This window comes from Mesorhizobium sp. M0243, from assembly GCF_040321775.1.
GTDB lineage: Bacteria > Pseudomonadota > Alphaproteobacteria > Rhizobiales > Rhizobiaceae > Mesorhizobium.
In genome coordinates this window covers 227,890-247,460 of the sequence record NZ_JAMYSF010000002.1, presented here as the reverse complement: position 1 = coordinate 247,460, position 19,571 = coordinate 227,890, and the positions used below count along the sequence as shown (strand labels likewise).

The following is a 19,571-nucleotide window of genomic DNA, read 5'->3' as shown; positions in this document are numbered from 1 at the left end:
CCTCATAGCATTTCGGAACCCGTCAGCCTTGGCGCGGCACGCCCTTGGCAAGCAGGTAGACGAGGTACGGCCCGCCAAGCAGCGAAGCGAACAGGCCGGCGGGAAGTTCGTAGGGAAAGGCCGCCATGCGCGACAGCCAGTCCGAAACGATCATCAGCAGGGCGCCCAGAAGCATCGCTCCGGCGAGATGGACGCGGGCGTGGGAAAAGCCGACCAGACGGGCAAGGTGTGGCGCGATCAGGCCGACGAAGCTCAATGGCCCGACGACCATGGCGGCCAGCGCAGTCAGCAGCGCGGCAACGATGATCAGCATCAGCCGTCCGCCGGCAACCGGCACGCCCAGCCCGCGTGCGCTGTCGGACCCGAGCGGCAGGATATCCAGCCAGCGGGCGGCAAGGAACAGCGGCAACGTCAGCGGCAACAGACAGGCGAGTGCTAGCCCTGCATCGAGCGCCGACGCCTGGCCGGTCGAGCCGCTCAGCCAGCGCAACAGAGTGTAGGACTGCGCGTTGCCCATTGCGATCGTCGCGGTGATCGCAGCGCTGCACAGCGCGCTCATGGCGATACCGGCAAGCAGCAGCCGCTCGGCACCGAACTTTGCTTGTGCGGCAAGGGCCAGCATGGCAATCAAGGCCGCCAGTGAGCCCAGGGCTGAGCCGGCGAGCTGCCAGCCGAGACTGGCCGTGGCGCTGACCATCAGCACGGCTGTCAGGCCGGCACCGGCGCCGGTGCCGACTCCCAGCACTTCGGGGCTTGCCAGCGGGTTGCCGGTGACCCGCTGGATGACGACGCCGGCGGCCGCGAGCATGGCGCCGGCGGCGGCCGCCACGCCGATCCGCGGCGCACGCCACGCGGCGAGATCGGTTAACAGGTCTCCCCCAGCAATAGACCAGCCGTCCGGGCCACGCCCGACGACAAGCGCCACGATGGCAGCGACAAGCGCCAGCGCAAGCAGAAGCAGGATGATGAGCCAGGGCCGGCTGGCCTTGCGCGGTGCGGTACCATTCGAACCGAGATGCGGCCACTCGAAAGGCGCAGCCGCGGCAACAGCCACAGCAGCAGCGGACCGCCGAGCAGGGCGGTGCCGGCACCGGTCGGAATGCGTTCGCCACCGGAACCGGCGGCCAGCTGTACCAGCCCGTCCGTCAGCCACAGCAGCACGGCGCCGATCAGCGGCGCGGCGATCAGTTTTTGGCGCAGTGTGCGGGCGCCCGAAAGCGTGGCCAGCGCCGGCGCTGCAAGACCGACGAACCCGATGACGCCAACCTCTGCCGCGACCGACGTCGCCATCCACACGGCAAGCGCGATGATGAGAAAGCGGCTTGAGTGACGGGCGACGCCCAGGCCGCGTGCCGAGGCATCGTCGAGACCAAGAATGGTCAGCGGCCGCAGCAGCATCAATGCGGCAACCACACCGGCCGCCAGCCTGATCGTCAGCGCGATGGTCGGCTCCCAGTCCTGCTGGACCAGCGATCCGCCGCCCCAGATGAACAGCGAAAACAGGTACTCGCCATTGGCGAGGATCAGTGCTGCGCTGACGGAACTGGCGGTCAGCGCCACCATCATCCCGGCGAGCACGACGGAGACCGGTTCCAGCCCGCGCCGCCAGGTCAATGCCAGCACCAGCAGCACCGCGGCGATGCCACCGGCGAAGGCGACCAGGCCCTGCGACCGCTCCATCAGCAGCGGTGCGTAAAGCGAGGCGATCGTCATCGCCAGTTGCGCGCCGGCCGAAATACCGAGCGTCGACGGTTCGGCCAGCGGGTTGCGCAGCACATGCTGCAACAGCAGGCCGGACAGGCCGAGCACCGCGCCGGCCAGCACCGCCACGGCGGCGCGCGGCAGCGTGCTGTAGACCAGGATGACGCTGTCGAGATCAATGCCGTCGCCCGGCGGTGCGGCCGGCCATTGCATGCCGACGCGCCATGCGAAGAGGAGCGCAGCCAGCGCCGCCAGGAGGTCCCACAGGGCGATTGGCGACAGCGCGGCACTCGTCGCGGTGCGATCGCTTATGGTGCGCTCAGCCATGGCTCTGCCCGGCAAGGGCGGCCGTCGCCAGACGCGCGAAGCGGCGTGCCGATGGCAGGCAACCGAAATGGTTGACCGGATCCAGCACAGCAACACGCCCCTGGCGGACAGCGGGTAGCGCGTTCCACAAGGCATTTGTAGGAAGCGAACGCCCGACATCTGCCGGCAGTGGCGAAACGATCAGGATCGACGCCTCGGGCACGCGCGCTAGCGCCTCCAGTCCGACGGGTGCCGCCGCGCTGTAGCTCGTCTCGTCGGTCCATGCATTGACCAGGCCGAGACGCGTCAGCACATCGCCGAATATGGAATCACGGCCAAAGGCTCGAAAATGCCTGCTATCGCCGAGACTGATGACGAAGACCCGCGCGGGGGAGGGGGGCAAGGTGGCGCCAAGCTGCGTGATCTCGACCGCCGTCTCATCGACGTAGCGCTTCGCCTCGGTCTGCCGTCCCAGCTTTTCGCCCAGGGCCAGTGTCGCCGCCTCGGCGAGCGCATAAGGTGGCACGCCGGCCTCGTAGACCGTTTGCGCAAACACCGGCGCGATGCGTTCGAGCATCGGGCGCTGGTATTCGTAGAAATTGGAGATCACGATGAGATCAGGCGCGACGATGCGCAGCAGCTCGTAATTGGGCGCGCCGCGCAGCCCGAGATCGGTTGCCGATTGAGGAACCGCCGGCTCGACCGCGATCTTGCGGAACTGGATCAGTTCGGTCGCCGCCACCGGCTCGATGCCGAGCGCCAGCAACGTCTCCAGCATGCCCCAGTCGATCGCGGCAACGCGCATCGCCGCCGCCCTGGCGGCGACCGGTGGCAGCAATGCCGCGGCCGCCAGCGCAAGCACCTGCCGTCTGTTGGGCAGATGGATCATCACTGGCGGATTCGGCACATGGCTACCAAGTCGTATGCGCCTTCAGCTTGAATGAGCGGCCTTCGCCATAAGAACAGGCTTCGACAGTGGTGGTCTGACAACTCGAGACATAGGTTTTGTCGAACAGATTGGTGATGTTCAGATCGACACCCCAGGTCTCCTTGTCGTAGCCAAGCTTCAAGTCGGCCAGCGTGACAGCTGGAACCTTGTTGTTGTTTGCGTTGTCTGCCCATGAGGAGCCGACGTAGCGCAGGCCGCCGCCGATCGAGATGCCGTCGTACCAGCCGCCACGAAAAGTATAGTCGACTGAGGCGGAGGCCATCACCTCTGGCACGATGAACGGCGTCTTGCCAATCAGCGCCGGGTTGGCGTCCTTGGTGATATCGATGTCATAGGCGGTGAAAGCGCCGGTGAGCCGGAAATCCTCGGTGACGTTGACCTTGCCTTCCAGTTCTATACCGCGTGAGCGCACTTCGCCGGTTTGCAACTGCGTGAAGAAAGTAACGTTCGACGGTACATTCTGACGGGTCAGGTCAAAAAGCGACAGGGTGAACAGGCCATCGACAAAGGTCGGCACATATTTGACGCCGACTTCGTACTGCACGCCCTCTTCCGGCTTGAACAGATTACCGTTGGCGTCGGTGCCGATGAGCGGGTTGAAGAAGGTGGCAATGCTGGCATAGGGGGTTACGCCATTGGCAAACTCATAGGCGAGGCCCGCGCGACCGGAGAAGTCGCCGACAGTCTGGTTCTGCGTGCTGGAACTCGCCGAGTAATATGTCGGCCGATTGTCGGCGTCGAGCCAGCCACGGTCGTAACGGCCGTTCAGCGTCACCAGCCAGCCGTCGCCGAAGCGCAACTGGTCCTGCGCGTAGAAGCCGAGCTGCTTCTGGGTCAAGTCCTGATTGAGGTAGCTGACTCGTGGCGTCAGTGGCGCGCCGTAGATTGGGTCGAAAGCATCAATGGGAGGGGTTGTGCCGAAGAGCGCCGACGATTGCACCTGGTCGATGTTGTAATATTTGTAGTCGATGCCGGCCAGCAGCGTGTGTTCCACAGCGCCTGTCTCCACCTTGCCCTCGATCTGCAGGTCCGACAGGAATGTCGTGGCGTCGGTATCGTGACCGAAATTGATGCGATTGAGCTGCGTCGCGCTCGCCCACCCGTTGGCGTAGACGTTGACTTCATTAATCGAGGCCGCACTGAGGCGCATGTTGGAACGCACCGTCCATTGGTTGTCGAAAGTGTGCTCGAACTCGTAGCCGATCGAACCTTGCTCGCCCTTGTAGAGATCGACACTCGGCTCGGTAAAATTGGCATCTGGGTCGATTCGACCGTAATTCACGCCGCCGATAATCCGATCCGTTACAGTGCCGATGTAAGGCAGGAAGCTGCCGCCATTGTGGTTCTCGTCGATGTGGCTGTAGTTGGCCAGTACCGTCAGCTTGGTCTGCTCGTCGGGCTGCCAGGTGATGCTGGGCGAAATGAAGCCGCGCCAGCCATTCTGCAAATCGCTGTAGGTGTCGCCGCCGGCGACTTTGCCCGTTACCCGGTAGCTGACAACACCATTGCCGTCGACGTCGCCGATGTCGAAGCCCAGATAGACATTGCCGGCATCGTTGACGCCGGTCTCGATATAGCGCTGCCTGCCATCCGGTCGCTTGCTGACATAGTTGACGAGGCCGCCGGGATTGCTGCCGCCATAGAGTACGGAGGCCGGCCCTTTCAGCACTTCGACTCGCTCGAGGCCGAAGCTGTCGACGTAGAAGCCGCCAAAGGCGTAGCTGAACAGTTGCAGCCCATCCATGTAGGTGCCATCAGCCGTGGCTTGGAAACCGCGGATGAACAGCCAGTTGGTGTCGCTGTCCGGGCCGAAGGGCTGTGCGAACACCCCGGCCGTGTAGCGCAAGGCCTCGTCGACTTTCTGTGCGCCCTGGTCGTCGATCTCCTGCCGGCCGATCACCGAGACGGATTGCGGGATATCCTTGATGTCGGTCGCCGTCTTGGAGCCGGTCCTGCTTTTTTTGGCGACGATGCCTTTAACCGGTCCGGTCGCGCCGTCGCCGGCCTCGCCCTCGACCACCACCGGTTCAAGCTGGGTGCTGGTTTGCACCGACTGCGCCAACGCGGCCATTGGCGGGATCATCGCGGCCGCGGCGACGCTGGCCGCCAGAAGCGCCTTCATCAGGTAAGTTCTGCTCATCAGGAAAGTCCCCGCCTGTCGATATTGAGATACCTGATTATTTTCTCAACTTATCTGCTGGTCATTGGACGGAATTGGGCGGTTTGTCCATTCTTGTCCAAACGAGGGACATCGCGGTGTGATGTTGCGGAAATGTCACTGGCGACTGGTGCTCCTCATCCAGGCGCCGGGTGTCACGCCGACAATCGACTTGAACACACGCGTCAGATGCGCCTGGTCGAAAAAACCCGTTGCCTCGGCGATGTCGCCAAGTGAAGCGGTGCCACGCGCCATCATGGCCTTGGCCCTGTCGACCCGCGCCTGCATCTGCCAACGATGCGGCGGCACGCCCGTCGCCGCCTTGAAGGCGTGACTCATCGCGGTTTCGGACAGGCCGGTCAGCGCGGCGAGGTCGGCAAGCCGGATCCTTTCCAGGCAATGCGCGTCGATGTAGTCGGTGACGAGGCGCAGCTTGCGGCGCGACAGCGGCGACCGCCGCCTAAGGGTATCAGGCCGGTCGATCTGGAACAGGCTTGCGAACAAGGCATTGAGCAGACCCTCGCCATAGAGATCATGCAGGGGCCGGTCGCTGCCGCATTCGGCGGCGATCAGGCCGGCAAGCATGGCGATCCGGTCGTCGCGAAACTGGAAGCGCGACATCCGCAAGGCCTCGTGGTCAAGGCTGCGGCCGAAGCGGCGCGTCAGCACTGCGGCGTCGAAATGCAGGTCGAGATGCCGGATCCGCCGCAGCCCCTCGACCCGGCCGCGGATCGGCACGCCGGCCGGTATGTAGGCCATGGAAAAAGCCTGGTCGTGGCGGCGCAATTCGCCCTTGGCGTCTTCGACGAAGAAAGCGCCATCGCCATCCACATCGAGCGCGACGAACAGCCGGGGGTCGGGAGAGACGTAATAGCCTTCGGCCTTGTCACCGCATGAGACATCCCAGAGGTCGGCGACCACGCCGTCCCAGACATGCCATTTCAGGTCGCCAATGACTGAAAAGCCCTCAATCCGGCTTTCCATGCGCGCAACGAAGGTCAAGTCCTGTGATCCCAGCCATAATACATGATAAAAACCATCATGTTTATGCCCGGTTAGCGACCCCACCGCAAGTGCTTTGCGGCTGCTCGAAAATCGGCCGGAACCAATGCCGCTGGGGCAATCGGGCCTCAAACACTTTCGAGGTATGTCTCGATCTCGAAATCGCTGACATTGAGCGCGAACGTGTTCAATTCCTGGCGTTTGCAGGCAACGAAGGAGTCGCGCAGGATGGCTGGAAAAATCTCCGCCACATGCGTCCCGCTCTCGAAGGCGGCGATCGCCGACGCCCAGTCCGGCGGCAGCTTTGCCGGCGGAAGTCCCTGGCCGTCGGTGCCGATCGGATCGCCTGGCGATATTTGTCTTTCAATGCCCGTCAGTGCGGCGCCCAATATGGCCGCTAGCACCAGATAGGGATTGGCGTCGGCTCCCGAAACGCGATGCTCGATGCGGCGCGCACCGGTTGGCCCGCCGGGAATGCGGATCGCGACCATACGGTTCTCATAACCCCAGGCGACTGCGGTCGGCGCATAGGATCTCGGGCGCAGCCTGCGGTAGGAGTTGAAGTGCGGCGCGAACACCAGCGTGCTTTCGGCCATTGCCGCAAGCAGGCCGCCGACCGCATGGCGCATGGTCTCAGAACCCTGGTCGGTGCCGTCATCGAAGACGTTGCGCCCTTCGCCGTCGATCAGGCTGAAATGAACGTGAAAGCCGTTGCCGGCCCGGTCGCCATAGGGCTTGGCCATGAAACAGGCGGCAAAGCCGTGCTTGCGGGCAATGCCCTTCACGGTGCGCTTGAACAGCACCGCATCGTCAGCCGCCCGCAAGGCGTCCGCGACATGGTTCAGATTGATTTCGAACTGGCCGACGCCGTTCTCGGCGATGGCCGTGTCGACGGGAATGCCTTGCGTCCGGCAGGCCTCGTAGACGTCATGGATGAAGGATTCGAAGTCGTCAATCTCGTCGATCGACAGCGCCGCGTCGGAATCGAGGCGGCGTCCGGTCACCGGCGAGACCGGTCCGACCGGCCGCTGCGACTGCGGATCGACGAGGTAGAATTCGAGTTCCGTTGCCGCGACCGGAGTCAGGCCCAAGGCCTTGTAGCGATCGAGGATGCGGGCCAGCGCCCGTCGCGGGTCGCCGAGATAAGGCGCGCCGCTTTCGTCGGCGAGCCAGAGGGGGACAAGCGCCGTCGGATGCGCCGTCCAGGCCACCGGCAGAATGCCGCGCCCCGTCCACTGGCACAGTCCGTCGGCATCGCCGGTCGAGAATACCAGTGTGTTGCCTTCGATGTCCTCGCCCCAGACATCGAGCCCGATCAGCGAAAAAGGCATGCGCAGCTTGCCTTCCAGCGCCTTTCTTGCCTGCTCGACGGGAATGCGCTTGCCGCGCATGATGCCGTTGAGGTCGCACACCGCGGCTCTCAGGCTCTGGATGTCGGTCCTGCTATCAAGCCAGTTCAAAACGTCCGCAATTGCATCGCTCAATTTATGACCTCTGGTTTTCGAAGGTGCCGCAACCTGACCGGCTGCACTGTCCCTGATAAAAATAGCTTGTGAGTTTTAGGAAAACAGACTTGGCTGTCGCCAAGCGCTTTTCCTTATTTTTTCAAGTCACTAGCCGGGATGTCGGGAGGCATTTCAAAACCAATTGCGCGATCTGCGATCGCAACATAGAGGCAAGAGGCCGGAAAGCCAAGTGGCGTCGCCCGAATCCGCACAAACGCGACGCGCATCAGTTTCTCGCCTTCGGAAATCTCGCCTGCTGCAGTATGTGCGAGGCCCCTTCGTCGATGTCGCGCACGATGGCAGCGCGGGCGCGCTCGCCATCCTGGGCCTCGATCGCAGCGACGACTTCCTCGTGAAAGTCGATGTCGAGGATGGAGGCGAGGTTATCCTCGAAACCCATGGCAAGGTTCCTGAGGAAAGGGCCGACCTGCATCCATACGGTTTCGATCAGGAAGATCATCTGCTCGTTGCCGCAATGGCGATAGATCGAGAATTTGAAGTCGTGGTTCTTGCGCAGGTAATCATCGATATCGCCTTTGCGGGCCGCCAAAGTCAGGTCGGTGGCGTGGCGTCGGATCGTGCGCAGATTGTTGCCATTGATGCGTTTTGTCGCCAGTTCGGTCGCCGAGCCTTCGAGGATAGTCCGCACCGCGGTCAATTGCGAAAACCGCTCGGCCGATATCGCCGGCACTTCGACGCTGCCGTTCGGCATCGGGCTGAGCGCCCGCAGCGCCTGCAGCCGCATGAAGGCGCTGCGCACCGGCATGTCGCTGGTGCCGAGTTCCCTTGCGAGTTTTCGCGACGTCAGCTTCTGGCCCGGCGTGAACTGGCCGGACATCAGCGCCCGCACAAGTTCCAGATAGACTTTTTCATGCAAGGGAACGGTGTCGACGGCGGTCAACCCGAATTGTGTTTTGTCGGCCATTGGCGGGGCGCTGCTTCATCGGTTCAGAAATCTGTGCGGCCGGCTGGTTTCGCCGCTGGGGATTCTGCGTGGCCGAGCCCGGCGAGAACGCCGAAGTCAGCGACTTATCAAGCACATGATAGACGCTTCGATCGTTGCGCGGCAAGCCGACGCGTCGCACCAAGGCCGACGGCTTGATTGTCAGGCATATGGCGTCTCTGCCACGCTGTGCAAAACGGTCATCACAAATCTTGACCTCGCATGCACTTGCACCTCTGGCCGCTGTCTGGCTTTTTGGGCTACCCATCGCAACGGAGTGATTCGCATCATGCCGCTCGATTGCAAGGTTTCAAGGCAGTCTGCGGGTGGGTCGTGAAGCGCGCGCAATTGGCGAAGGAGACACAGGCATGGCCGAGTTCAAGAAGCCCGAAATCTCCGAGATGAGACCCAAGATCACCGTGATCGGCGTTGGTGGCGGCGGTGGCAATGCCGTCAACAACATGATCGCGGAGCAGCTTCAGGGTACTGAATTCATCGCCGCCAACACGGACGCCCAGGCGCTGACCATGTCGAAGGCGTCCAGGCTGATCCAGCTTGGCGCCCACGTCACCGAAGGATTGGGCGCCGGATCGCTTCCCGAGATCGGCCGCGCCGCGGCCGAGGAATCGCTCGACGAGATCATGGACCATCTGGCCGGTACGCATATGTGTTTCGTCACCGCCGGAATGGGCGGCGGCACGGGAACCGGTGCGGCTCCAATCATCGCCCAGGCGGCACGCAAGGCCGGCATCCTGACGGTTGGTGTCGTCACCAAGCCGTTCGCCTTTGAAGGCCGGCGCCGCATGCAGATGGCCGAAGAGGGCATCGAGCGGCTCCGCGAGAGCGCCGACACGGTGATCGTCATCCCGAACCAGAACCTGTTTCGGATCGCCGATGCCAAGACCACCTTCGCCGATGCGTTCGTCATTGCCGATCGGGTGCTCTATGCCGGCGTCAGCTGCATCACCGACCTCATCGTCAAGGAAGGCCTGATCAATCTCGACTTCGCCGATGTCAAATCGGTGATGCGCGACATGGGCCGCGCCATGATGGGCACCGGTGAGGCCTCCGGCGAGGGTCGGGCGATGAAGGCGGCCGAAGCCGCGATCGCCAACCCGCTGCTCGACGAAGTGTCGATGAAAGGCGCCAAGGGCGTGCTGGTCTCGATATCGGGCGGCAGGGACATGACCCTGTTCGAGGTCGACGAGGCCGCCACCCGCATCCGCGAAGAGGTCTACGAGGATGCCGACATCATCGTTGGCGCCATCTTCGACAAGGGCATGGAAGGCCGCTTCAGGGTCTCGGTCGTGGCGACGGGCCTCGACCGTGCTTTTGGCGCCGAGGATGCCGAAGCCGGCATCGCACGCGACCACGCCGGTCAGCCGGCGCGGACGCTTCAATAAGTCATATCGCGCGTTTATCCTCGCCAAGAGATAATTTCTCGGGGGAGACATCGCTGATAGCAATGGCATTGCCGACGGATCAGATTGACTGGCGCAACTATTGTGTTCAGCTGTATCGATCTCTGTACGGTTGCTGCTACAAGAATCCGTCATGGACGGCCATCTATACTGGCTACCCGTATCGTTCGAGCGACGAGAGGCGCGGCTTGGAATTCGACTTGAAAACCATCGAAGCGCTTGCGCCCGATCAGGCGTCGTTGAGCGCCGCTTCCAGGTTGACCAGGCAATCGAACTGGCCACGGCTCGAGAAGAGCGATCAGCTGGGGCTCCTCTGGGGGGAATGCCAGGGTTCCGGCTCCAATCCGTATCGTGTGGTCGTCGACACCGGCGACCATGGCTACAAATGCACCTGTCCGTCGCGGAAATTTCCCTGCAAGCACACTTTGGCGCTGATGTGGATTGCAGCCACCACGCCGGCCAGTTTTACCCCCGCAGGCTCGACCCCGGAATGGGTGAATGATTGGCTCGGCCGCCGCAGGAAGGCCTCGCCACAGCCGGCGGCGCCAGCGCCCGGTGCGGGAGGCAAGAGCATTGGCGAGGCCTCGCGCGACGACGAAAGCGCAGACATCGAGGACGCCGCTGCGGTCGAGCGCCGCGAGGCAGCGCAGCGCAAGCGGACGCTGGATACGCAATCCGCGGTGTCGGCGGCGTTGGATGAGCTGGATCAATGGATCGCTGACCAGTTGCGGCTTGGCCTGGCCGGTTTTGTCGACAACAGCAGTGACCGTTGCCGCCGGATTGCGGCACGGCTGGTCGACATGAAGGCGACAGCGCTTGCCGGCCGCATCGACGAGATTCCGTCACGGCTGATGGGGCTGCGCAGCGAGGAGCGCCCGGACGCGGCGCTCCGCGAACTCGGCAAGCTTGTGCTGGTGGTCAAGGCCTGGCGATCGACACCAGGAGACGCCGAACTGAGGCGGCTCGTATCGACGTCCGAAAGCCGTGAGCAGGTTCTGGCCAATCCCGATGCCAAACAGGTCGAAAGCGTCTGGGAGGTGCTTGGCGAGAAGATCGAGTCGCGCCGTGACGGTCTCGTCAGCCATTCGACCTGGCTCCTCGACCTGAAGAGCGCGAGCCCGCAATTTGCTCTCTTGCTCGACTATTTTCCGGCCTCGGCCGGTCGCCGGTCGAACGCCTTCACACCGGGCGACCGGTTCGATGCCAGGCTGGTCTTTTACCCGGCACGCCAGCCGCTGCGGGCCTTGGTGGCGGACCGCAAGGGCGACGTCCCGACAGGTGAGTGGCCCGATTTCGGCTTTCACACAGCCGATCCGCTCGCGGCGCATGCTGCTCACCAGAACGCAGCCCCTTGGCTCACCGATTGTCCTGTCATGCTGCCGCCCGGCGCGATCCTGCTGGACGATCGGGGCGCTGCCTGGTGGCAAGCCGCCGGCGATCCGCATGGTATCGCCTTGCCGATTGCCGACACCGTCAATCCAACGCTGCTTGGGCTGGACCTTATGGCAACGGCAGCACTTTGGAATGGCAGCCGGCTTGACCTGCTGGCGGCGCAAAGCGGTTTCGGAAGGCTTGACCTGTCGTGAACGAGATCGAGCAGACCGGCCTGGCGGCCATGCGCGACTGCTGGATCACCGGCGGGACCACCTTCGACCTGGCTCCGGGCGCGTGGAAGGAGATCGCCGGCAGTGCCAGCCCCGACGAGCGCGAACGCCGGCTGCTGGCGATCGCCGCACAAGCTCTCGACATCGCCTTGCGGCCAGCCGCGCCGAAGACGCTGAAACGCCGCCCGCAATTGCCCGAACTCGCCTTGCCGATGCTGCCGGAACGGCTGCGGCCGCTATTGCGAGCCGCGCTAAAGCATGCCGCCGACACAAGAAGCAAGTCGCGTGTTGTCACGCTCGTCGCCAGCCGCGGCTTCGTGCTGCATCCGATGGACTGGATGCCAGCCGCGTCGGATCAGAGCAGTCCGGACGTTTATGCACCCTGGGTCGACTGGCAGGCAGGCGCGGACGGCGAAAAACCTGCAAGCCAGGAGCATCTGACGGTGGAAAACTGGGATGACTTCTATCCCGCCGCACGCCGCACCGCGCTCGCCGATATGCGCCGCACCGCACCGGCTTCGGCTAGGCAGCTGATCGAAACCAAGGCATCCGGCGAGCCGGCGGAGATCAGGATTGCACTCGTCGACCTGTTGCGCTTCGGCCTGGGCGCTGATGACGTGCCGTTCCTGAAGAGCCTCTCCGCCGATCGTTCCGGCAAGCTGCGCGAGCTCGCTGGCCGGTTGCTGGCAAGATTGGGAGAGCACGGCTCGCCAGGCGATGGCGGGCCGGAAGATCCGACGGCCGAACTCGCTGCCTTCATCGCGGAAGGCAAATCCGGCTTCATCCGCCGCCGCACCACCTACACGCCGGCAAAACTCAAATCGCCGGCGCAGGAAAGACGTCGCGCCGAACTGTTCGAGACCTGCAACCTGGTCGACCTCGCCACGCGCTTCGGCACCACCGAATCCGAGTTTATCGAGGCGTGGCAATTCGGCGCTGAGAACAATGCCGATATCCTTGTTGCCCGAATGGTCGCCGCGTCGGGCAGCGACGCCGCGGTGACGCACATGGCGGATATGCTTGTCGCCGAAGGTGGCAAGCCCTCACTCTTCGTCCTCCACCTCATGGCGCGTCTGGACAGCCGCAGGAAGCGCGTCCTGGTCAGGTCGATCCTGAAGGACACGCAACATCTCGGCGCGATCAATCTGGCCGAGGGCCTCGAAGCAAGCTGGCTGGAATGGGCCGACCTGACAAACGGCCAGACGCTCCCGGCGCTTCGCTCCGCTGTTGCAGGAAACGATGACGCTGTGAAGCGAGGCGTCGACCAGCTCCTGGAAACTATGGGCTTTCTCGCCACGGCGGCGACGGCGGAGAAATTGATCGGAGACGTCGTTGCGGCCGGTATTGCGCCGGCAGCGCCATCACTCGGTCTTCTGCGCCTCAACGCAGCGCTGGCCGAACCTTAACCGACACATGATCAATCCGGAGAATAGCTAATGAACGCAGCCATCCGTCTTCCGGTCGAGCAGGCCTATGCCGCCGAATTGCAGGCGCTCTCGCGCAATGACGACCGGCAAAGGCCTGCCGGATGGAGCCTTTCGCCAAAGGCGGTCCTTACCTACCTGCTCGGCGGAAAGGCTGACGACGGGACAGTGATAACGCCCAAATATGTCGGCCGGCGCCGGCTGATGGAAACCGCGGTGGCGACGCTCGCCACCGATCGCGCGCTGTTGCTGCTGGGTGTCCCCGGCACGGCCAAATCCTGGGTGTCGGAACATCTCGCCGCCGCCATCATGGGCGATTCGACCCTGATCGTGCAGTGCACGGCTGGTACCGACGAGAACCAGATCCGCTATGGCTGGAACTACGCACAGCTTCTGGCAAAGGGCCCAAGCCAGGACGCGCTGGTGCCGACGCCGCTCTACCGCGCCATGCAGGACGGCAAGCTTTGCCGCCTCGAGGAGCTGACGCGCATGGGCTCCGACGTGCAGGACACGCTGATCACCGTGCTGTCCGAAAAGATGATGCCGATCCCGGAACTCAACACCTCGATCTACGCGCACCGCGGCTTCAACATCATTGCCACCGCCAACAACCGCGACAAGGGCGTCAACGAGCTGTCCTCGGCGTTGAAGCGCCGCTTTAACGTCGTCGTACTGCCCTTGCCCGAAGACATGGCGGAGGAAGTGGCGATCGTCTCCAAGCGGGTCGGCGAGATGGCCGGCGGTCTTGACCTGCCGGTGCCGAAGAATGTCGGTGAGGAGATCTCGCGCGTGCTGACCATTTTTCGCGAGTTGCGCTCCGGCGCTACAGCCGACGGCAAGGTGACGTTGAAGACGCCGTCCGGTTCGCTGTCCACGGCCGAAGCCATTGCCACCATGGTCGGCGGCCTCAGCCAGGCGGCCTGGTTCGACAGCGGCAAGCTCGGCGCCGAAGGTCTTGCCGCCAGCCTCGTCGGTGCGATCGTGAAGGATCCGGTGCAGGACAAACTGGTGCTGGAGGAGTATCTGGAAACCGTGCTCAAGAAGCGGCCAGACTATGCCGGCTACTACGCGGCCTTGAACGCGGCGATCTGACGCCATGGCGCTTAGCGACGTTTCCTATTTCGGCATACGCCATCACGGGCCAGGCTCCGCCGGCAGCCTGGTGCAGGCGTTGCAGGAGTTGAAACCGGTCGCCGTGCTGATCGAAGGACCGGCCGACGCCAGCCCGCTGCTGCCGTTGCTGGCCCACCCCGAAATGCAGCCGCCGGTGGCGCTGCTCTGCTATCCCGAAGACGATCCGGCCTCGACAAGCTTCTGGCCCTTCGCCGAATTCTCGCCGGAGTACCAGGCGACGCTCTGGGCCGTCACCAACAATGCGGCAGTGCGCTTCATCGATTTGCCGTCTTCAGCCCGCACTGCGCCGATTGAGGCCGTGGGGGAAACCGATAGCGATGGAACGGAAGCCAGCGTTGAGGCTGACTTGGCGCCGCATCTGCGGGACCCGATCGGAACGCTGGCACAAGCTGCCGGCTATGAAGATGGCGAAAGCTGGTGGGCTGATATCATCGAGCAGAACCCTGAGCCCGGCCCAATCTTCGCGGCAATAGCCGACGCGATGACGACGTTGCGCGAAGGCGAAGGTCCGCTTGCCGAATTCGAGGCAAAGCGCGAAGCGCATATGCGACTTGAAATCGCCGCCGCGCGAAAGGAATTCGATGGGCCGATCGCTATCGTTTGCGGTGCCTTCCATGTGCCGGCACTGCAGGCGACGCGACCGCTGAAGGAGGACCAGGCGCTACTCAAGGGGCTCGCCCGCCGCAAAAGCATGATGACCTGGGCGCCGTGGACGGGGCCGCGCCTGGCGCTGGGCTTCGGTTATGGCGCCGGCGTTGTCGCGCCCGGCTGGTGCAAGCATCTGTGGCAGACGCGCGGGCAAGGGGACTCCTCGGTCCTGTGGCTGGCGAAGATCGCGGCGGTCCTGAGGGCCAAGGGGCACATGGTCTCGACCGCCTCGCTGATCGAAGCCGAACGGCTGGCCCGCACGCTGGCTGTGATCCGTGAACGGCCAAAGCCCGGGTTCGAGGAATTGCGTGACGCCGCGATCGCCGCCCTGTTCAACGGGGAAGCGCTGCTGTGGGCGCTGGTCGAAGCCGAATTGCTGCTGGGCGCCGATGTCGGTGAAATTCCGCCGGACACGCCGCTGGCGCCGCTGATCGAGGACCTGCAGCGCAGCCAGAAGGCGGCGCGGCTGAAGCCCGAAGCGCTGGAGCGTGAATTGTCGGTCGACCTGCGCAGCGAAAGCGGGCTGTTTCGATCGACCTTGCTGCACCGGCTGTCCGTGCTTGGCGTGCATTGGGGCAAGCTGACCGACAGCGGCCGCAGCCGCGGCACCTTTCGCGAGCGCTGGATGCTGTCGTGGGAACCTGAATATGCCGTTCGACTGGTCGAGAACCTGGTCTACGGACCAACCATCGAAAAGGCGGCCAATGGCCGGCTGATCCAGATGATCGGCGCGGCGACGTCTCTTGATGCGATGGCCGCACTGGTCCAGGGCGCCATCACGGCAAACCTGTCGGAAGCGTCGGCGGCCGGTCTCGCGGCATTGGAGGAACGGGCGGCGCGCAGCAGCGAATGCCTGGAAATCCTGACATCGGTGCCGCCGCTCGCCGACATCATCCGCTACGGCGAGGCTCGCAAGACGGAAACCGCCCGTCTGTCCGGCCTCCTGGAGCGGCTGATCGTCGAAGGCGGGATCGCACTTGCCTATGCCGCCCGCGACCTCGATGCCCAGGCATCCACGACGCTGGTCGGCGCCATGCGCAAGGCCGACGAAGCGATCAGTCTGGTCGAGCCTGAACAGGACGTGCTGGACATCTGGCGCAATGGACTGGCTGCGGTGCTCGATGGATCGCGCTCGACGGCGCTGGTGGCAGGCTGTGCCGCGCATCTGCTCTACGAAGCCGGCCATTTGTCAGCCGACGCGGCAACCGGTCTGATCGCACGACGTCTGTCTCCAGGAACGCCGGTCACCGAGGCTGCAGGGTTCTTCGAGGGTTTCTTCAGCACTGCCGGCCAACGGCTGATCTACGACGAGGGCCTGCGCGGTGCGGTGGATGCCTGGCTCGCATCCCTCGACGAAGAGGCCTTCATTGCCCATCTGCCGTTGCTGCGCCGGGTCTTTTCGCATCTGGACTCGATGGAGCGGCGACGGTTGATCGAAGCGGTGCTCGGCCGCACCGCACGGCTGCCTGCCGGACTGACGCCGACTCCGGATGGCGGCGAAGCGTGGCGCCGGCACCTGGAACGGCTTGGACCCCTGCTGATGAGCGAGGCCGGCAATGGATGACGAGGCCGAAATCAGCGAGCCAATCCAAGCCGGCGACGGACGCGAGCGCCGCTGGCGCATGGCGATCGGTGCCGATGAGGAAACCTCGTCAGCGCTGTCCGACACCGACAAGCGGCTTTCCGCGGCGCTCGATGCGCTTTACGGCGATGGTGCCGGCGATGCGGCTGCCGATCCGCGCAAGCGGCGCGGCGGCCTCGGCCGATCGGCGCCAAGGGTGGCACAGTGGATGGGCGATATCAGGTCGTTCTTTCCCGCACAGGTCGTCGAGATCGTCCAGAAGGATGCCTTCGAACGGCTCAACCTGAAGCAGATGCTGATGGAGCCGGAATTCCTCAAAGCGATCGAGGCCGACGTCAATCTCGTCGCCGACCTGATTTCGCTCCGCTCGGTCATGCCGGCCAAGACCAAGGACATTGCGCGCACGATCATCGCCGATATCGTTGCCAAGCTGATGCAGCGGCTGGAACAGAAGACAGCCGAGGCGATACGCGGCGCGGTCGACCGATCGCAGCGCACCAACCGCCCACGCCAGCGCGACATCGACTGGCCGCGTACGATCTCAGCCAACCTTCGCCATTACCAGCCCGAGCACAAGACCATCGTGCCGGAGAAGCTGGTCGGCTTCATGCGCAAACAGCGAAGGCTGGTCGACCTGGATGAGGTGGTGCTGTGCGTCGACCAGTCGGGCTCTATGGCAAGCTCGGTAATCTACGCCTCGATATTCGCGGCGGTGATGGCCTCCCTGCCGGTGGTGCGGACCAAGCTTGTCTGCTTCGACACGGCAATCGTCGATCTGACCGAGGAGCTTAGCGATCCTGTCGAAGTCCTGTTCGGCGTGCAGCTGGGCGGCGGCACCGACATCAACCAGGCCGTGGCCTATTGCGCGGACCGCATCGAACGGCCGACCAAGTCGCATATGGTGCTGATCACCGACCTTTATGAGGGCGGCAACGGGCAGGAATTGCTGCAGCGGCTTGCTGCACTCGTTCGCTCCGGCGTCAACGTCGTGGTGCTCCTGGCGCTGACCGACCAGGGCAGGCCGGGTTATGACCCGAAGATGGCAGGCTCGGTGGCCGCCCTCGGCATTCCGGTTTTTGCCTGCACGCCGGATCTGTTTCCAGACATGATGGCGGCGGCATTGCGTCGGGAAGATATCGGCGCATGGGCGGCTGGCGCAGATATCAAGCTGGTTCGTGCCGAGGCCGAGACTCCGGAGTAAAACAGCCGTCGCCAGAGCTGCCAGGATGCTTCTGGCAGCTCTGGGATAAATCGCTGGAGCTCAGCCGAACTTCGGGTCGAGGCTGCCCGACTTATAGCGCTTGGCCATTTCGGCGACCGGCAGCGGCTTGATCTTCTGCGCGTTGCCGGCGGTGCCGAACTGTTCGAAGCGCTCTTTGCAGAGCTTGCGCATGGCGGCCATGGCCGGTGTCAAATATTTGCGCGGATCGAACTCGCTTGGATTCTCGGTCAGCACCTTGCGGATCGCGCCGGTCAGCGCCATGCGGTTGTCGGTGTCGATGTTGATCTTGCGCACGCCGTGCTTGATGCCGCGCTGGATTTCCTCGACCGGCACGCCCCAGGTCGGCTTCATCTGGCCGCCATATTTGTTGATGATTTCCTGCAGGTCCTCGGGCACCGAGGACGAGCCGTGCATGACCAGATGCATGTTCGGCAGCCGGCGGTGGATCTCCTCGATGACGTTCATGGCCAGCACTGCGCCGTCAGGCTTGCGCGAGAATTTGTAGGCGCCGTGGCTGGTGCCCATGGCAACCGCCAGCGCATCGACATGGGTGTCCTTGACGAACTCGACCGCTTGTTCGGGATCGGTCAAAAGCTGGTCGTGGCTGATCGCGCCTTCGACGCCGTGGCCGTCTTCCTGCTCGCCGCCGCCGCTCTCCAGCGAGCCGAGCACGCCGATCTCGCCTTCCACGGACACGCCGCCCCAATGCGCCATGTCGACGACGCGCTTGGTGATGCCGGAATTGTAGGCGTAGTCGGCCGGCGTCTTGCCGTCTTCCTTCAGCGACCCGTCCATCATGACCGAGGTGAAGCCGTACTGGATAGCGGTGACGCAGGTGGCTTCGTTATTGCCATGGTCGAGATGCATGCAGACCGGAATGTCGGGGTGGATTTCGACCAGCGCGTCGATCAGCTTGGCCAGCACCACGTCATTGGCATAGGCGCGGGCGCCGCGGCTTGCCTGTAGGATGACCGGTGACTGGGTCTCCTCGGCGGCCTCCATGATGGCAAGGCCCTGTTCCATGTTGTTCATGTTGAAAGCGGGCACGCCGTAGCCGTATTCGGCGGCGTGGTCGAGCAATTGTCTCAGTGTTATGCGAGCCACCCAATAGTCTCCCGTATCTGGTTTCAAGCGCAACGTCGCGGGCCGGCCGGTTGCCGGTCGGCCCTTGATGCTTCTGGCGGGATTTCAACGGAACCGCAACCTTCAGAGCTCTTCTCGATCGCAATTCTTGTTGCAGGGTTGAAATCCGGCCGTTTTGGTGACTTAAGCCGCGATCAACTCCCGCGCCGCCAGGAGTTGCACGCAGGCGTTCGCCGCTTCCTTGCCCTTGACCGTGAAGTGCTCGAAGAAGAAGCGGTGGTGCTCGGCGCTGTCGTGGTAGTTGTGTGGGGTGAGCACCGCCGACAGCACCGGCACGCCAGTCGACAGCTGCACGTTCATCATGCCGTCGATCACCGCGCTGGCGACGAACTCATGCCGGTAGATGCCGCCATTGACGACGAAGGCGGTACCGAGGATCGCGGCATAGCGGCCGGTTCCGGCCAGGGTCTTGGCATGCAGCGGAATCTCATAGGCGCCCGGCACGTCGAAGACATCGACGGTGAAGCGCTCGCCTCCGATGTTAGCCAGTTCCGCCTCGAAGGCCTGTACGCACTGGTCGACGATATCGGCATGCCAGCGAGCCCTGATAACGGCGATGCGGGTCGTTTCATAGTTTTTGTGGGAATGCTGATTCATGGGTCCATCCTTCCGTTTCGAACCAGAATCAGGACGCACGATACGCAATCCGGCCCGCCGGGGCGGTCCGTTTTACGTTTCGTTCTCTTCCATCCGGACTGTAACCGTCGGCTCCGGAATCACACCGGATCTGCTGACCCCTCCGACCATCGGAGGGCGCTCGCGGGCTTGGGTAAAACCCTTACCGCCGGTGGGGACTTTCACCCCGCCCTGAGAACATTAACGGCTTTGT

General features: G+C 63.7%; 15 protein-coding genes and 1 riboswitch. Of the genes, 6 read left to right on the top strand and 9 right to left on the bottom strand.

Features of this window, described 5'->3' with window-relative positions; genetic code table 11:
- Positions 1 to 22: 22 nt before the first annotated feature.
- The 7 genes from NKJ11_RS03230 to NKJ11_RS03200 all read right to left on the bottom strand — a co-directional run bounded on the left by NKJ11_RS03230 (position 23) and on the right by NKJ11_RS03200 (position 8,546).
- The gene (locus NKJ11_RS03230; protein ID WP_352792694.1) at positions 23 to 829 is read right to left on the bottom strand and encodes an iron chelate uptake ABC transporter family permease subunit; all 807 of its coding nucleotides are present in this window, start codon (positions 827 to 829) and stop codon (positions 23 to 25) included.
- 35 nt (positions 830 to 864) lie between these two features.
- Positions 865 to 2,028 (bottom strand): iron chelate uptake ABC transporter family permease subunit, encoded by a 1,164-nt coding sequence (locus NKJ11_RS03225; protein ID WP_352792692.1) that lies wholly within the window; start codon positions 2,026 to 2,028, stop codon positions 865 to 867.
- Positions 2,021 to 2,896, bottom strand: a complete 876-nt coding sequence (locus NKJ11_RS03220) for an ABC transporter substrate-binding protein (protein ID WP_023808774.1) — start codon at positions 2,894 to 2,896, stop codon at positions 2,021 to 2,023. The genes NKJ11_RS03225 and NKJ11_RS03220 overlap by 8 nt, the downstream gene beginning before the upstream one ends.
- A 22-nt stretch (positions 2,897 to 2,918) precedes the next feature.
- Positions 2,919 to 5,096 (bottom strand): TonB-dependent siderophore receptor, encoded by a 2,178-nt coding sequence (locus NKJ11_RS03215; protein WP_352792691.1) that lies wholly within the window; start codon positions 5,094 to 5,096, stop codon positions 2,919 to 2,921.
- A 135-nt stretch (positions 5,097 to 5,231) separates the two neighbouring features.
- The gene (locus NKJ11_RS03210) at positions 5,232 to 6,116 is read right to left on the bottom strand and encodes a helix-turn-helix domain-containing protein (RefSeq protein ID WP_023808772.1); all 885 of its coding nucleotides are present in this window, start codon (positions 6,114 to 6,116) and stop codon (positions 5,232 to 5,234) included.
- 128 nt (positions 6,117 to 6,244) lie between these two features.
- Entirely contained in the window at positions 6,245 to 7,600 is a 1,356-nt protein-coding gene (locus NKJ11_RS03205) for a glutamine synthetase family protein (RefSeq protein ID WP_127268594.1), read from the bottom strand.
- Positions 7,601 to 7,847: 247 nt separating this feature from the next.
- Positions 7,848 to 8,546: a GntR family transcriptional regulator gene (locus NKJ11_RS03200; RefSeq protein ID WP_023808770.1), complete on the bottom strand. Its 699-nt coding sequence runs from the start codon at positions 8,544 to 8,546 to the stop codon at positions 7,848 to 7,850.
- Positions 8,547 to 8,932: 386 nt separating this feature from the next.
- On the opposite strand from NKJ11_RS03200, the gene ftsZ reads away from it, so the two are divergent.
- From ftsZ to NKJ11_RS03170, 6 genes are all read left to right on the top strand, one after another.
- Complete coding sequence (gene ftsZ / locus NKJ11_RS03195) at positions 8,933 to 9,967, top strand: cell division protein FtsZ (protein ID WP_023808769.1); 1,035 nt, start codon at positions 8,933 to 8,935, stop codon at positions 9,965 to 9,967.
- Between the two features lie 218 nt (positions 9,968 to 10,185).
- Positions 10,186 to 11,571 (top strand): SWIM zinc finger family protein, encoded by a 1,386-nt coding sequence (locus tag NKJ11_RS03190; protein ID WP_352792690.1) that lies wholly within the window; start codon positions 10,186 to 10,188, stop codon positions 11,569 to 11,571.
- The gene (locus NKJ11_RS03185; RefSeq protein ID WP_352792689.1) at positions 11,568 to 12,995 is read left to right on the top strand and encodes a DUF5691 domain-containing protein; all 1,428 of its coding nucleotides are present in this window, start codon (positions 11,568 to 11,570) and stop codon (positions 12,993 to 12,995) included. The genes NKJ11_RS03190 and NKJ11_RS03185 overlap by 4 nt, the downstream gene beginning before the upstream one ends.
- Before the next feature lie 30 nt (positions 12,996 to 13,025).
- Positions 13,026 to 14,105 carry an ATP-binding protein gene (locus NKJ11_RS03180; protein WP_352792688.1) on the top strand — a complete coding sequence of 360 codons (1,080 nt, stop codon included), beginning with the start codon at positions 13,026 to 13,028 and terminating at the stop codon, positions 14,103 to 14,105.
- Positions 14,106 to 14,109: 4 nt separating this feature from the next.
- The gene (locus tag NKJ11_RS03175; RefSeq protein ID WP_023808765.1) at positions 14,110 to 16,359 is read left to right on the top strand and encodes a DUF5682 family protein; all 2,250 of its coding nucleotides are present in this window, start codon (positions 14,110 to 14,112) and stop codon (positions 16,357 to 16,359) included.
- Positions 16,352 to 17,578 (top strand): VWA domain-containing protein, encoded by a 1,227-nt coding sequence (locus NKJ11_RS03170; protein WP_023808764.1) that lies wholly within the window; start codon positions 16,352 to 16,354, stop codon positions 17,576 to 17,578. The genes NKJ11_RS03175 and NKJ11_RS03170 overlap by 8 nt, the downstream gene beginning before the upstream one ends.
- Before the next feature lie 60 nt (positions 17,579 to 17,638).
- Here NKJ11_RS03170 and fba read toward each other — a convergent pair whose 3' ends face one another.
- Entirely contained in the window at positions 17,639 to 18,703 is a 1,065-nt protein-coding gene (gene fba / locus NKJ11_RS03165) for a class II fructose-bisphosphate aldolase (RefSeq protein WP_023808763.1), read from the bottom strand.
- A 162-nt stretch (positions 18,704 to 18,865) separates the two neighbouring features.
- Positions 18,866 to 19,339, bottom strand: a complete 474-nt coding sequence (locus NKJ11_RS03160) for a 6,7-dimethyl-8-ribityllumazine synthase (protein ID WP_352792686.1) — start codon at positions 19,337 to 19,339, stop codon at positions 18,866 to 18,868.
- A 77-nt stretch (positions 19,340 to 19,416) separates the two neighbouring features.
- A riboswitch (FMN riboswitch) is annotated at positions 19,417 to 19,561 on the bottom strand.
- Positions 19,562 to 19,571: the final 10 nt, after the last annotated feature.

Excerpts from the sequence above, each read along its gene's own strand:
- NKJ11_RS03215 (WP_352792691.1), bottom strand. The coding sequence starts at position 5,096 with ATGAGCAGAACTTACCTGATGAAGGCGCTTCTGGCGGCCAGCGTCGCC.
- NKJ11_RS03200 (WP_023808770.1), bottom strand. The coding sequence starts at position 8,546 with ATGGCCGACAAAACACAATTCGGGTTGACCGCCGTCGACACCGTTCCC.
- NKJ11_RS03220 (WP_023808774.1), bottom strand. The coding sequence starts at position 2,896 with ATGATCCATCTGCCCAACAGACGGCAGGTGCTTGCGCTGGCGGCCGCG.
- NKJ11_RS03225 (WP_352792692.1), bottom strand. The coding sequence starts at position 2,028 with ATGGCTGAGCGCACCATAAGCGATCGCACCGCGACGAGTGCCGCGCTG.
- NKJ11_RS03160 (WP_352792686.1), bottom strand. The coding sequence starts at position 19,339 with ATGAATCAGCATTCCCACAAAAACTATGAAACGACCCGCATCGCCGTT.
- ftsZ (WP_023808769.1), top strand. The coding sequence starts at position 8,933 with ATGGCCGAGTTCAAGAAGCCCGAAATCTCCGAGATGAGACCCAAGATC.
- NKJ11_RS03170 (WP_023808764.1), top strand. The coding sequence starts at position 16,352 with ATGGATGACGAGGCCGAAATCAGCGAGCCAATCCAAGCCGGCGACGGA.
- NKJ11_RS03180 (WP_352792688.1), top strand. The coding sequence starts at position 13,026 with ATGAACGCAGCCATCCGTCTTCCGGTCGAGCAGGCCTATGCCGCCGAA.
- NKJ11_RS03175 (WP_023808765.1), top strand. The coding sequence starts at position 14,110 with ATGGCGCTTAGCGACGTTTCCTATTTCGGCATACGCCATCACGGGCCA.